Origin of the sequence: Fictibacillus macauensis ZFHKF-1 (assembly GCF_000269865.1) — a bacterium.
In the GTDB taxonomy this organism is placed as follows: domain Bacteria; phylum Bacillota; class Bacilli; order Bacillales; family Fictibacillaceae; genus Fictibacillus_C; species Fictibacillus_C macauensis.
The window spans coordinates 159,452-172,188 of record NZ_AKKV01000026.1 but is presented as its reverse complement, the minus strand read 5'-3'; the positions used below and the strand labels follow the sequence as shown (position 1 = coordinate 172,188).

The 12,737-nt window shown below is 42.3% G+C and carries 16 protein-coding genes and 1 other annotated feature; of the genes, 14 read left to right on the top strand and 2 right to left on the bottom strand.

The genetic code is table 11. From position 1 onward, the window contains the following. Positions 1-57 precede the first annotated feature (57 nt). The 14 genes from A374_RS11380 to A374_RS11315 all read left to right on the top strand — a co-directional run bounded on the left by A374_RS11380 (position 58) and on the right by A374_RS11315 (position 10,874). Positions 58-1,098 carry a rod shape-determining protein gene (locus tag A374_RS11380; protein ID WP_007202360.1) on the top strand — a complete coding sequence of 347 codons (1,041 nt, stop codon included), beginning with the start codon at positions 58-60 and terminating at the stop codon, positions 1,096-1,098. 15 nt (positions 1,099-1,113) lie between these two features. Next, positions 1,114-1,995: a rod shape-determining protein MreC gene (gene mreC, locus A374_RS11375; protein WP_040340535.1), complete on the top strand. Its 882-nt coding sequence runs from the start codon at positions 1,114-1,116 to the stop codon at positions 1,993-1,995. Next, on the top strand, positions 1,992-2,504 hold the full coding sequence (gene mreD, locus A374_RS11370) for a rod shape-determining protein MreD (protein ID WP_007202358.1): 513 nt from the start codon (positions 1,992-1,994) through the stop codon (positions 2,502-2,504). Before mreC ends, mreD begins: the two co-directional genes overlap by 4 nt. Before the next feature lie 58 nt (positions 2,505-2,562). Next, positions 2,563-3,237, top strand: coding sequence for a septum site-determining protein MinC (gene minC / locus A374_RS11365; protein ID WP_007202357.1), 675 nt, complete (start codon positions 2,563-2,565; stop codon positions 3,235-3,237). A gap of 19 nt (positions 3,238-3,256) precedes the next feature. Continuing rightward, positions 3,257-4,051, top strand: a complete 795-nt coding sequence (minD, locus tag A374_RS11360; protein ID WP_007202356.1) for a septum site-determining protein MinD — start codon at positions 3,257-3,259, stop codon at positions 4,049-4,051. Between the two features lie 123 nt (positions 4,052-4,174). After that, positions 4,175-4,927 carry a M23 family metallopeptidase gene (locus tag A374_RS11355; RefSeq protein ID WP_083842020.1) on the top strand — a complete coding sequence of 251 codons (753 nt, stop codon included), beginning with the start codon at positions 4,175-4,177 and terminating at the stop codon, positions 4,925-4,927. After that, the gene (locus A374_RS11350; RefSeq protein WP_007202354.1) at positions 4,920-5,768 is read left to right on the top strand and encodes a M50 family metallopeptidase; all 849 of its coding nucleotides are present in this window, start codon (positions 4,920-4,922) and stop codon (positions 5,766-5,768) included. The genes A374_RS11355 and A374_RS11350 overlap by 8 nt, the downstream gene beginning before the upstream one ends. A 37-nt stretch (positions 5,769-5,805) precedes the next feature. Further along, positions 5,806-7,290: an Rne/Rng family ribonuclease gene (locus tag A374_RS11345; protein WP_007202353.1), complete on the top strand. Its 1,485-nt coding sequence runs from the start codon at positions 5,806-5,808 to the stop codon at positions 7,288-7,290. Between the two features lie 47 nt (positions 7,291-7,337). Further along, positions 7,338-7,410: a sequence feature (ribosomal protein L21 leader region), on the top strand. 13 nt (positions 7,411-7,423) lie between these two features. After that, positions 7,424-7,732 carry a 50S ribosomal protein L21 gene (gene rplU, locus A374_RS11340; protein ID WP_007202352.1) on the top strand — a complete coding sequence of 103 codons (309 nt, stop codon included), beginning with the start codon at positions 7,424-7,426 and terminating at the stop codon, positions 7,730-7,732. A 5-nt stretch (positions 7,733-7,737) separates the two neighbouring features. Next, a complete protein-coding gene (locus A374_RS11335; protein ID WP_007202351.1) occupies positions 7,738-8,070 on the top strand; it encodes a ribosomal-processing cysteine protease Prp in 333 nt (110 codons plus the stop codon). A 36-nt stretch (positions 8,071-8,106) separates the two neighbouring features. After that, positions 8,107-8,397, top strand: coding sequence for a 50S ribosomal protein L27 (gene rpmA, locus A374_RS11330; RefSeq protein WP_007202350.1), 291 nt, complete (start codon positions 8,107-8,109; stop codon positions 8,395-8,397). A 101-nt stretch (positions 8,398-8,498) separates the two neighbouring features. Further along, on the top strand, positions 8,499-9,050 hold the full coding sequence (locus tag A374_RS11325; protein WP_007202349.1) for a Spo0B C-terminal domain-containing protein: 552 nt from the start codon (positions 8,499-8,501) through the stop codon (positions 9,048-9,050). A 30-nt stretch (positions 9,051-9,080) separates the two neighbouring features. Further along, positions 9,081-10,364 carry a GTPase ObgE gene (obgE, locus tag A374_RS11320; protein WP_007202348.1) on the top strand — a complete coding sequence of 428 codons (1,284 nt, stop codon included), beginning with the start codon at positions 9,081-9,083 and terminating at the stop codon, positions 10,362-10,364. A 66-nt stretch (positions 10,365-10,430) separates the two neighbouring features. Then, positions 10,431-10,874, top strand: coding sequence for an ACT domain-containing protein (locus A374_RS11315; protein WP_007202347.1), 444 nt, complete (start codon positions 10,431-10,433; stop codon positions 10,872-10,874). Between the two features lie 90 nt (positions 10,875-10,964). On the opposite strand, the gene A374_RS11310 is transcribed toward A374_RS11315, so the two are convergent. Beyond that, entirely contained in the window at positions 10,965-11,507 is a 543-nt protein-coding gene (locus tag A374_RS11310; protein WP_007202346.1) for a transcription repressor NadR, read from the bottom strand. A gap of 51 nt (positions 11,508-11,558) precedes the next feature. Further along, on the bottom strand, positions 11,559-12,710 hold the full coding sequence (locus A374_RS11305; protein WP_007202345.1) for an IscS subfamily cysteine desulfurase: 1,152 nt from the start codon (positions 12,708-12,710) through the stop codon (positions 11,559-11,561). Positions 12,711-12,737 lie beyond the last annotated feature (27 nt).

Genomic DNA, 12,737 nt, shown 5'->3' with positions numbered 1-12,737 from the left:
CTTTCCATAGCGTATAATCATATTTATGAGTTTTGCTTGATGAAAGGAGTTACATAAATGTTTGGTGGATTTTCAAGAGATTTAGGGATTGATTTAGGGACTGCAAACACTCTTGTATACGTGAAGGGTAAGGGTGTCGTTGTGCGTGAACCTTCCGTGGTAGCGTTAAGAACAGATACTGGTTCAATTGAGGCTGTAGGTAATGCAGCTAAAAATATGATTGGTCGTACGCCTGGAAATATCGTGGCTGTTCGTCCGATGAAAGATGGCGTCATTGCTGATTTTGAAACAACAGCAACGATGATGAAGTATTTTATTCAACAAGCGCAAAAGAATCGTTCGGTGTTTGCAAGAAAACCGAATGTAATGGTATGTGTTCCATCTGGCATTACTGCAGTGGAAAAGCGTGCAGTTGAAGATGCAACAAAACAAGCGGGTGCACGTGAAGCGTACACGATTGAAGAACCTTTTGCGGCGGCTATTGGTGCAGACTTACCTGTTTGGGAACCAACAGGAAGCATGGTTGTTGACATCGGTGGCGGAACGACAGAAGTAGCGATTATTTCACTTGGTGGGATTGTTACGAGCCAATCGATTCGCATCGCAGGTGATGAAATGGACGATGCAATTATTCAGTATATTAAGAAAACGTACAACCTCATGATTGGTGAGCGTACAGCGGAAACGTTGAAGCTTGAAGTAGGTTCTGCAGGCTCTGCTGAAGGCATTGATAACATGGACATTCGTGGACGTGATTTGTTGACAGGACTTCCAAAAACTATTACGATTACAGCGGAAGAAGTTTCCAGTGCTCTTCGTGATACGGTCAACAGCATTATGGAAGCTGTAAAAGTTACGCTTGAAAAGACACCACCAGAGCTTGCGGCTGATATTATGGACCGCGGAATCGTCCTCACAGGAGGCGGAGCGCTCTTAAGAAATCTTGATAGTGTAATTAGTGACGAAACAAAAATGCCTGTCATCGTAGCTGAAAATGCTCTTGATTGTGTGGCAGTCGGAACAGGACGTGCGTTAGAAAACCTACACCTTTTCCGTTCTAAAGCAGGGATTACTTCACGTTCCAAAACAAAAGCGTAAGTAGGTGTTTAGATCATGCCCCAGTTTTTCTCCAACAAGCGGCTAATTGTTCTTCTCGTAAGTATCATCGTGTTGGTGGCTATGATCGGTTTTTCGATGAAAGATCGGGAAGAATTAACGTGGCCGGAACAATTTTTAAATGATGTGGTTGGCACAAGTCAATCACTACTGTATAAACCCGCTCATTCTGTAGCGGGTTTCTTTGAGAACATAGCCGATATGAAAGATATGTACAGTGAAAATGAGACGTTAAAGTCTAAATTAGCGCAATACGCAACGGTATCACAGGATGTCCAAAAGCTAAAAAATGAAAATGATTCGTTAAAAAACAAACTAGAAAAACCAGCAGATTTAACGGATTATAAAGTCCGTGATGCGCGTATTATCGGGCGTTCACCCGACCGCTGGAATCAATCGGTTTCTATTAATCTAGGATCGCGCGATGGCATTACAACAGAAATGGCTGTTGTCTCACCAGAAGGTTTAATTGGGCGCATTGATAAAGTGTCCATGTTTCATTCGACTGTTAAGCTAATGAATGATAATGGTAAAAACAATAATATTTCTGCAATTGTAGAAGGTAAAGAACGGATCTTTGGTACGATTGAAGGGTACGATCAAAAGAAACAAGCGCTTGTATTTTCAAAGCTTCCTAGTAAAACAGCGCTTGCAAAAGGGCAAAAGGTTATTACCTCAGGTCTTGGGGAAGGTTTTCCAAGAGGTGTCTTGATTGGAACTGTTGATCAAGTTGTTGAGGATGAAAGTGATGATACGCAAATAGCATACGTTAAACCAGCGGCTGGTTTTTACAATTTAGATCATGTGATGGTCTTAGATCGTCGTATGCAGCCCGTTGATGTAAATCAATTTAAAGCAGTAGAGGAGGTGGCGAAATGAGTAAGTTCATTCTACCGCTCGTCACCTACTTAGCATTCATTATTGAAGGAACAGTGATCCAAACGGTAACACCAGAACATTACGGATATTCATACATACTGATTCCACACTTTTCATTTGTGTTTATTGTGCTAATGGCATGCTATCTTCCTCCGCGCGTGAGTCTTATTTATGCGTTGATTTTCGGACTGTTAACCGATCTTATGTATACGGATTTAATTGGTATTTATATGTTTTCAACAGCACTTGTCGCGTATCTTATTACCGTTTTATCTCGCTATATGTTTAGTAACTTTCTCATTGCGGTTGTGTTAAGTGCTGGGGGCGTTGCGGGTTTAGAGTTTCTCGTCTACGGCCTCAATACACTTGTCGGTGTTGCTCATGGCAGCATTCAGGCATTTATGTATGACCGTTTAATTGGTACACTTATTTTAAATATGGTATTTACCATTTTGCTTTATTACCCGTTTATGAAATTACTTCGAAAAACGATGAACGAAAACGGCTGAGGAAAGAGGATTTTCCAATATGTTGCCGAATGAAAGTATGTTGAGGTGAATGATGGCAATGACACAAAAACTCCAACATAATGTTACGATCAAAGGCACGAAAGACGGCCTCGTCCTTCTATTGGATGATCTATGCGCATACAGTCAGCTTATTGAAGAACTAAATAGCAAGTTATCAGATGCGAACAGTCAATTGTTAAATGGTCCACTCTTCTCGGTCGTTGTCAAAACTGGCAATCGCTACGTAACAGAAGAGCAACGACAGCAAATTACCGCTATTATTGAACAACGCGATAATTTGCGTATTAAACGATTAGAATCCAACGTTATGACGGTGGAAGAGGCCGAACATTTGCGTAAAGAAGCGCAAATTGTCCGCGCCTCAAAAATTGTTCGTTCAGGTCAAGTGGAACGTGTGCAAGGTGATCTACTGCTCATTGGGGATGTGAACCCTGGAGGAACAGTAGAAGCCACCGGCAATATTTTCATTCTTGGCTCGCTTAAAGGAATTGCCCATAGCGGATGTGACGGCGACCGCGAGACAATTATTGCGGCTTCGGATATGAGACCGAGTCAGTTACGCATTGCTGATGTGCTAAGTCTAGCACCCGACCAGTATGAAACAACCGGGCATGAAATGGAATGTGCGTTTATTTCTGATGATGAAAATCGCATTGAGATTGACACCATTAGAAAGATACATAGAATCAGGCCCAACTTGAATCGTTTATAGATAGAAAGGGGAATGAATCATGGGAGAGGCAATAGTCATAACTTCTGGAAAAGGGGGCGTTGGAAAAACAACGACGTCTGCTAATATCGGTACAGCCCTCGCCCTTTCCGGAAAAAAAGTTTGTCTCGTCGATACAGATATTGGCCTTCGTAACCTTGATGTACTGATGGGCCTTGAAAACCGTATTATTTATAATCTTGTAGATGTAGTCGAAGAACGCTGTCGCTTGCATCAAGCACTTATTAAAGATAAACGGTTTGAATGTTTGTATTTATTGCCAGCTGCGCAGACAGAAGACAAAGGGTCTGTTAATACGGAGCAAATGAAAAAAATCATTGCTGAACTAAAACAGGACTATGACTATGTAATCATCGATTGTCCCGCTGGCATTGAGCAAGGCTTTAAAAATGCGGTTGCTGGCGCTGACCAAGCAATCGTCGTTACGAATCCGGAAGTGGCATCCGTACGTGATGCTGATCGGATTATTGGCTTATTAGAGCATGAAGAGGTAGCAGCGCCAAAGTTAATTATTAATCGCGTGCGCCCTCATCTTTCCAAAAGTGGCGATAGTATGGACGTGGATGAGATTGTGACTATACTAGCGATTGAATTAATTGGCGTCGTTGTCGATGATGAAAGTGTCATTAAAGCCGCTAATAAGGGAGAACCGATTGCTTTAAGCTCAGAAAGTAAAGCATCACTTGCTTATCGTAACATTGCTCGCCGCATACTCGGAGAATCAGTACCATTAACAGCGATTGAAGAGGAGAAAGGTTTTTTCTCTAAAATTAAACTGTTGCTTGGTATGAAATAAGTTGTGCCTTCTTTGTCTGCCTTCGTCCTGATGGATGGAGGCTTTTTTTTATGTGAAAAGCAAGTCATAAGCTCTCCGGACAAGTCATAAGATGAAGGAAATGGATGAAAAGCGGAGGAATGAATGATGAGGAATCGCGCAGATGAAGTACGAAAGAAATATGAGCAACGATTTTCGGAAGCTGATGTAAAGCGGCCCTACGTCAGCAATTCTATGCTGTCACAGAACGGGCAAGAAGAGCGTAAACGTCCTCGTTTCTTTAATGGTTCATTTTTCTTATTTCAAATGATGGTTTCGCTATGCTTATTTCTAGGAGTCGGTGTGTTGTTTAAAAATGGAAGTGAGCAAGCTCAGTCTGGACAAAGCTATGTAAAGAAAATGTTTGTCACTGAATTCCAATTTGCTTCTGTTAAAAATTGGTATGAAGGTACATTTGGTAAAACGCTCGCTTTATTACCAGAGCAAAAGCCTGAAACAGCTGTACCAAAGAAAGCAGCGGTTGCAACAGAAGAGCCCTATGCTGTTCCGGCATCGGGGAAAGTATATGAATCCTTTGCAGCGAATGGGCAAGGAATTATGATGGAAACGAACAAATCCTCTCAAGTTGATACAGTAAAAGAAGGTTATGTTGTTTTTGCAGGCACAAAAGAGAAGTTAGGAAAAACGGTAATTATTCAACATAGTAATGGAGAAGAATCATGGTATGGCATGCTTGAGAGCATTGATTCTTCGGTGAAAATGTATACGTATATGAAAAGTGAAAAGCCGCTTGGTACGGTTTCTCCGAATAAAGATGGAAAAACAGGAAAATTTTATTTTGCGTTAAAAAAGGATGATAAATTTATAGATCCGAGTAAGGTGATTCGTTTTGAATAACGTTCGTTTATTCTTGAAGAAATTGAAAATCCATCCGCTTTTTTGGCTCGTTATTATGCTTGCTATTATGACGGGGCACTTTCGGCAAATTCTCTATTTGTTTCTTGCTGTATTCATTCATGAAGTGGGACATTACGTAGGCGCTGCTTACTTTCGTTGGAACATAAAAAAAATGGAGTTATTTCCATTTGGAGGCGTATTGGAAGTAGAAGAGCATGGGACGCGGCCGGCAAAAGAAGAAGTCATTGTAGCCTTGCTCGGTCCGCTGCAACACATCTGGTTGTTGGCAGTAACCTTTTGGTGTATACAGATGGGATGGTGGGGAGAGGACGGTCAATGGTTTCTTACCATTAATGTGACTTTGCTGCTTTTTAATTTGTTGCCGATTTGGCCATTGGATGGTGGAAAGCTTGTTTTTACTGCGATGACGATGTGTTTGCCGTATAAAAAGGCGCAATCACTCTTTTTAGCGTGTTCTGCCCTACTCGCTAGCAGTCTTCTCTGTTATTTTTTAATTCAAAACCCACTGCATGCCAACCTTTGGATTATTGCGTCTTTTCTTGCGATTTCTCATTATATTGAGTGGAAACGCCGTCCTTTTGTTTTTATGCGTTTTTTGATGTCGCGCACAATCGCACATGAGCGCGTTGTTACGAAACCACTGCATGTCTCAGCAGAGATGACGCTAAGCGAAGTGTTGGATCGTTTTCGAAAAGGCGTCGCTCATCTGATTGTTATTCAAGGAGTTTATGAGCAAACACTGATCGAAGAAGAGCGCGTATTACACGCTTTTTTTTCACATAACCAAGTAAAATGTGCAATTGGTCCTCTTTTTCGGTAAACTAGTAACAATCGTTTTCGAAGAGAGGATTTTTTTTGTGGAGAGAAAAATAATCATTGATTGTAGAACAGAGACGAAGCGAATGACAACGTATGAAAATAACGAAGCAGTGGAGCTACGTGTTGAGGAAAGAAGTGAACATGCTAAAGCTGGTAATATTTATAGCGGTCGTGTGCAAAAAGTACTTCCGGGCATGCAAGCTGCGTTTGTTGATATTGGCGGTGAGAAGAATGGGTTTATTCATCGCGATGACTTGCCAAGCTATCAAGAAGCAAAGCTGGCGCAAGGAGGGGAACAGCATAAGCCAATTTCCGCTTTTGTAAAAGAAGGCGATTCATTGCTTGTTCAGGTCGTAAAAGAGCAAGAAGGAGGGAAAGGGGCGAGACTAACAGGGATGCTGTCCATTCCAGGCTCTTGTCTTGTTTTCCTTCCAGAAGCCTCGCATATTGCTGTATCGAAGAAAATGAGTCGCGCAGAAAAAGAAAAATGGCGTACGTTTGGACAGTCACTCGTAAAAGGGAAGGATGGTGTAATATTCCGAACTGCGAGTGTAGAGCGAACAGAAGAGGAACTACATCATGAATTTCATGGTTTGGTGGAACGCTATCGTTTATTAGTGCAACAAGCCGAGAAAGAGAAAGCGCCTGTTCTCTTATATGATGAAGAAGATGTCCTGAGTAAGCTTGTTCGTGATTATGCCTTTGAACGCAATACAGAAATCATTGTCGATGATCCGTTGCAATATCGACGCTTGTTGCAATTGGCTGAACCTTTTCCATCATTAAAAGCGCGCATCTCGTTACATAAAGGACGCATGTCGCTTTCCGCCTTTTATGAAGTGGATGCGGTGTGGGAAAAAGCGCTGCAGCCTCATGTTTGGTTAAAAAACGGTGCCTCGTTAAAAATTGATCATACCGAAGCGATGACTGTTATAGATGTGAACACTGATAAATTTACGGGCAAGAAATCCCGACGTGAGACGGTGTTGCAAACGAATGTTATAGCGGCGAAAGAAATTGCTCAACAATTGCGTTTAAGAGGCATCGGAGGCATGATTGTCGTTGACTTCATTACAATGAACGAAGAAGAAGATCAGCGTACGGTAAAACAAGAGTTTGCAAAATGGCTAGCACGCGATCGCACAACAACGGTTCTTCATGGTTTTACAAGGATGGGTGTATTTGAAATGACGCGCAAAAAAGAGCGGCGCTCTCTTTTGCAAAATCAAACAGAGTCATGCGCTGCATGCGGTGGGACCGGACGTCTCCTGTCAGCAGCGACCGTTAGCGAACAAGCTTCACACGAAATGATGACGTATCAATATCAAGATTATGATGCCTTGTGGATTGAAGCTTCAGCGGAAGTTTTTGACTACCTGCAAGCGGATATTGAAAAGCTTGAAGCAGCGACAAGACTGCGTATTTTCTTAACAAAAGTAGCTACGCGCGGCGAGCATTCTTATCATATTCGACAGTTTGGAACCGTAACAGAAATTCAAGAGAGAATTCAAAGAGAACGTTGACATAGCACGGTATAACATGATATGATTCTTCTGTTAGTTTATTGGAGCACCCGCTCCAACCGCACAGAAGCAGGTTTTTAAGCGCTAGTCGCACCTGTCATGGCGAGTCTGAGTCTACAAGGAGGTGCACGAGATGTACGCAATTATTCAAACTGGTGGTAAACAAGTAAGAGTTGAAGAAGGTCAAGCGATCTATGTTGAGAAACTAGACGTTGAAGCAGGCGAAACAGTAACATTTGAGGATGTTCTTATGGTCGGCGGAGACAGCCTTAAAGTAGGAGCTCCACTTCTTGATGGAGTAACTGTTACAGGTAAAGTTGAAAAACATGGCCGTGGTAAGAAAGTGGTCGTTTACAAGTTCAAAGCTAAAAAGAACTACCGTCGTAAACAAGGTCACCGTCAACCTTACACTAAAGTTGTAATCGACAAAATCAACGGTTAATTCCAATGATTAAGGTTACAGTTCAACGAGATGATAGAGGTCGCATTTCGTCATTTACAATGAGTGGACATGCTGATTCTGGTCCATATGGAACAGATTTGGTTTGTGCAGCTGCTTCGGCAGTCTCATTTGGTGCTTTAAATGCTATCGAAACGTTATGTAACATTCCCCTCGAAGTGGAAACACGAGAGGATGGGGGTTACTTAGCCTATCGAACACCCTTGCATCTTTCTAACCATATTGATGAAAAAGTACAACTTCTTTTAGAAGGTATGGTTGTTTCGTTACAAACAATTGAAGACGGCTATGGCCGTTTTATCTCACTGCAAGAGAAGTAGTTCTCTGCAAGAACACCTAATGAGGAGGTGGAACGAATGCTAAAATTAAACCTTCAATACTTTGCTTCCAAAAAGGGAGTAGGTAGCACAAAGAACGGACGTGACTCCATCTCTAAACGCCTTGGCGCGAAGAGAGCAGATGGTCAACACGTAACAGGTGGTTCAATTCTTTACCGTCAACGCGGTACGAAAATCTATCCTGGAACGAACGTTGGACGTGGTGGTGACGACACTCTTTTTGCGAAAGTGGACGGAGTTGTTCGTTTTGAGCGCCTAGGACGCGACCGCAAACAAGTAAGTGTATATCCAATCGCAAACGAAGCGTAAGAAGATAGCTCTAACCGGGTTGGTTAGAGCTTTTTCTTTTGTATCGTAAAAAATAAGCATTAAAGAAGGACACTTTTATTACTGAAAACAGGAGCGCGAGTATGGGTAAAAGGAAAAAATGGTCTACTTTAGACGTGGTAAGACATGCACGGCACGATTGGCTTAATGATTTGCAGTTAATTAAAACAAACTTGTCGCTCGGTCGCACTGATCGTGTAGAAGAGATTATTGCTGCTATTGTTCAGTCATCACGTCATGAGTCGCATCTGATGAATATAAACGTTCCAGAACTTGCAGAATTCCTTATCACGTATAACTGGTTAAAGTATCCAATTGTCCTCAGTGTAGAAGTAACCGGACAAGTAAAAGACTTATCCAAAATAGAAGCACCATTATTGCATTGTTGTGAATCATTGATTGCCCTGTTAAATGAAGCGGTAGATCCGCTCAGTGAAAATAAGCTAACGTTAACCATTTTTAATGAAGAAGCGGTCACAATGTTAACGTTCACGCTAGAAGGAACGTTATTGCATCGTGATCAGTTTTCAGGTGCGCTCACCGAGTGGCAAGCACATAAAAAGTGGCGAGTTATCGAAAGCTATGTTCATCCAACAGAGAGTGTCATCAATGTAGAGCTACAAGCGCACATGTAAAGAAAACCAACAAGAAGGAGGCGAGCAAACATGTTCGTAGATCAGGTCAAAGTGTACGTTAAAGGCGGCGACGGCGGTAACGGAATGGTTGCTTTTCGCCGTGAAAAATACGTACCAAACGGCGGACCTGCCGGTGGCGACGGCGGTAAAGGCGCAAATGTTATTTTTGAAGTAGAAGAAGGCTTACGAACGCTAATGGATTTTCGTTTCAATAAGCATTTTAAAGCACCTCGTGGTGAACACGGGATGTCAAAAGGTATGCACGGCAAAAATTCTGAAGATATGATCGTCAAAGTTCCCCCAGGCACAGTCGTTACCGATGCAGAGACAGGCGAAACAATTGCTGATTTAGTTTATCACGGTCAACGCGCAATCGTCGCAAAAGGTGGACGTGGCGGACGAGGAAATACACGTTTTGCAACACCAGCAAACCCAGCACCAGAATTAGCGGAAAATGGGGAACCAGGTGTAGAACGTGAAGTAGTTATGGAGCTTAAAGTCCTTGCAGATGTTGGACTTGTTGGTTTCCCGAGCGTAGGAAAATCAACACTTCTTTCCGTCGTTTCAGCGGCAAAACCGAAAATTGCTGCCTATCATTTTACAACGATTACACCGAACCTCGGGGTTGTTTCTGTAGATGATGGTCGTAGTTTCGTAATGGCGGATCTTCCGGGTCTGATTGAAGGCGCACATGAGGGTGTTGGACTTGGCCATCAATTCCTTCGCCATATTGAACGCACGCGCGTTATTTTACACGTTCTTGACATGTCAGGAATGGAAGGGCGCGATCCTTACGAAGACTTCGTGAAAATTAACGAAGAGCTAAAGCAATATAACATGCGTTTAACTGAGCGTCCACAAATTGTGATTGCTAACAAGATGGACATTCCTGGCGCAGAAGAAAACCTTCAAGCATTTAAAGAAAAAATTGATGCGTCCATTCCGGTGTACCCGATTTCAGCAGTGACACGTCAAGGCTTAAAAGAAGTGCTTTATGCAACAGCGACACTTTTAGAAACAACACCAGAATTCCCACTTTCTCACGAGGAAAAAGAAGATACAGGTGTGTTGTATCGTCATGAAAAAGAAGATGCTGGCTTCTATATTACGCGTGATTCAGCAGGTACTTTTATTCTTAATGGTGCTCGCATTGAAAAGCTCTTTAAGATGACAGACTTTACACGTGATGAATCGGTGAAACGATTTGCGCGTCAAATGCGTTCATTAGGTGTTGACGAAGCGTTACGTGAAAAAGGTGCAGAACACGGTGATACCATTCGCGTTCTGAAATATGAATTTGAGTTTATCGAATAGGCTGCTTACCCAAGCGGCTTATTTGCTATCTATGAAACGTAAAACGATAAAGTGAGGCTTTTACATATGAAAGAACGACAATTTTATATGGTAAGAGAGGATTTGCTTTCTGATTCCATGCTAAAGGCGTTAGAAGCGAAAAGAATGCTAGAGCGTGGCAAAGTAAAGACCATTGGTGAAGCAGCTGAAAAAGTGGGCTTAAGTCGAAGTGCTTTTTATAAATACCGTGATGGTTTGTTTCCTTTTCATACGATGGTAAAAGAAAAAATTATTACGCTATCTATTCACTTAGAAGATCGTTCTGGCGTTCTGTCAAGCTTATTAACGATGGTGGCTTCTGTTGGTTGTAATGTATTAACAATCAATCAAAGCATTCCTCTTCAAGGCAGAGCACATGTCACCTTAACGATTGAAACAAACAACTTAAAAGGCGAAGTTCAAGAACTACTAGCCGCCTTAAAAGAGATGGAAGTTGTTGAACAAGTTGAAATTGTTGGGACAGGCGCGTAAAGTCCTCTTTGTACGGAGTATAAAAATCATGGCGATTTTATACTCTTTTTTTGTGCCATAAAAAAGAGAACAACCGGGGACAGTCCCTGGTTATTCTCCATTTTGTAATAAGTAGCCTTTGGCTTGTAAATCTTCACATGCCCGTTCAATGATCTCCATAGATGATGCCTCTAACAAATGCATGTGAACGCCGTCTGTTAGCGTACTTAAAAGCGTTGCATTTGTATGCGATAGTTGAGCTAGAAATTGTTCCACGTCTTTTCGGCTCGTTAAGCGAAGAGAGGCTGTTAAATCGCCATACACAGGATGCTCTACGGTTACGTCTTTAATCGTGACGCCGTGATCGACGATCGTAAACAGCTCGTCTTTCGTTTGTTCCTTCGAGTGCTTTGAAACAATTAAACGTGTAGCTGGCGCTCGTGTTTCTTCTTTTTGAATGTAAATATAGCCTTGACTCGTTGCAATAATCGGCTCATTTGTAGCTTTCAATAAGGAAATATCGCCTACAATGACTTGGCGACTTACGTTCATTTGGTTGGCTAGTTCTCCACCCTTAATGGGCAGCGAGCTTGCTTTTAAAATATGAAGAATTTGTTCTCTTCGAAGGTGGCTTTGTCGTTTCGGTGAATCCAATGTGTTGAGCTGCTACGAGCTGTTCGTAGCAGCTTCACCTCACTTTCTGTTTTAAAGTCGTTCTAAAGTAGTTAGCGTATAGTAGTGCTCTGAAATGTGTGATAAGGCCGTACAGAGTTGTCGTATATCGTCTGCTGTTGTGGCTAAGCCAAAAGTAACTCGAAGTAATTCATGAGCCTCTGATACCGAGCGTCCAAGAGCTAATAAGGAAGCAGGTGGGGTATGATACCCTGCTTTGCATGCGGAGCCAGTCGACACAGCTATGCCGCGACGATTGAGTTCTAACATCATATACTGCCCCTCAATCCCTTTAAAACGAAGCGGTACATAATGTGGTAATGTTGTGTGCGGTGTTCCTTCTACAACCATCCCTTTAAGATGCGCTGTTTCACAGAGAAATAGCTCTTTTAACCCTTCTACATGGTCTTTCCATTTTACCATACCCTGTATGACATTGCTTGCTGCAGTAGCAAAAGAAACCGCCCCTGGCGTGTTTACCGTACCATGCCGAACACCGCCCTCATGCGTCGATCCTTGAAGAAGCGGGGTAGCTTTCACTTTCGGATTAAGGTAAAGAGCGCCTACTCCTTTTGGTCCATGAACTTTATGTGCTGAAAGTGAAAGAGCCGTAATGTTCATAGTAGAAACATCAATTGGTAGCTTGCCAAATGTTTGCACACAGTCTGCATGTAAAAGAACACCGTGAGTGCTTAAGAGTGGTCCGAGCACTTCTAAAGGTTGAATAATACCGAGTTCACTACTGCCGTGAGCGATTGTAGCAAGAATCGTATCAGGCCGAAGTACGCTCGTAAGGGTTTCAGGAGTGATTTGCCCCGCTTCATCAATTGGAATCATACTAATTTCAAAGCCCACACTCTCTAAGTACGCTAACGTTTGTTTCACAGAATGATGTTCATGAGGAGAGGTAACGATATGCTTTCCTTTGCTTTGTTGACCGAATGCTAAGCTTGTAAGCGCTAAATAGTTTGCTTCAGATCCTCCGCCTGTAAAGTAAACCGTATCATCAAAATCACCGATAGCGCGGGCAAGAGTAGAGCGCGCCATCTGTAATAAATCTTGAGCAACCGTACCGATTTCATGCAAACTGGCTGTATTGCCGTAATAGTTTGAAGCTGTTTCATAATAAGCATCTAACGCTTCTTGCGACATGTGTGTTGTAGCAGCATAATCCAAATAAATCAATTGTGTTGTCACCTCAATTTTCTTAAA

Coding starts and splice junctions, on each gene's coding strand:
- minC (WP_007202357.1), top strand. CDS start 2,563: ATGACACAAAAACTCCAACATAATGTTACGATCAAAGGCACGAAAGAC.
- mreD (WP_007202358.1), top strand. CDS start 1,992: ATGAGTAAGTTCATTCTACCGCTCGTCACCTACTTAGCATTCATTATT.
- A374_RS11355 (WP_083842020.1), top strand. CDS start 4,175: ATGATGAGGAATCGCGCAGATGAAGTACGAAAGAAATATGAGCAACGA.
- rplU (WP_007202352.1), top strand. CDS start 7,424: ATGTACGCAATTATTCAAACTGGTGGTAAACAAGTAAGAGTTGAAGAA.
- mreC (WP_040340535.1), top strand. CDS start 1,114: ATGCCCCAGTTTTTCTCCAACAAGCGGCTAATTGTTCTTCTCGTAAGT.
- A374_RS11315 (WP_007202347.1), top strand. CDS start 10,431: ATGAAAGAACGACAATTTTATATGGTAAGAGAGGATTTGCTTTCTGAT.
- A374_RS11380 (WP_007202360.1), top strand. CDS start 58: ATGTTTGGTGGATTTTCAAGAGATTTAGGGATTGATTTAGGGACTGCA.
- minD (WP_007202356.1), top strand. CDS start 3,257: ATGGGAGAGGCAATAGTCATAACTTCTGGAAAAGGGGGCGTTGGAAAA.
- A374_RS11325 (WP_007202349.1), top strand. CDS start 8,499: ATGGGTAAAAGGAAAAAATGGTCTACTTTAGACGTGGTAAGACATGCA.
- A374_RS11335 (WP_007202351.1), top strand. CDS start 7,738: ATGATTAAGGTTACAGTTCAACGAGATGATAGAGGTCGCATTTCGTCA.
- obgE (WP_007202348.1), top strand. CDS start 9,081: ATGTTCGTAGATCAGGTCAAAGTGTACGTTAAAGGCGGCGACGGCGGT.
- rpmA (WP_007202350.1), top strand. CDS start 8,107: ATGCTAAAATTAAACCTTCAATACTTTGCTTCCAAAAAGGGAGTAGGT.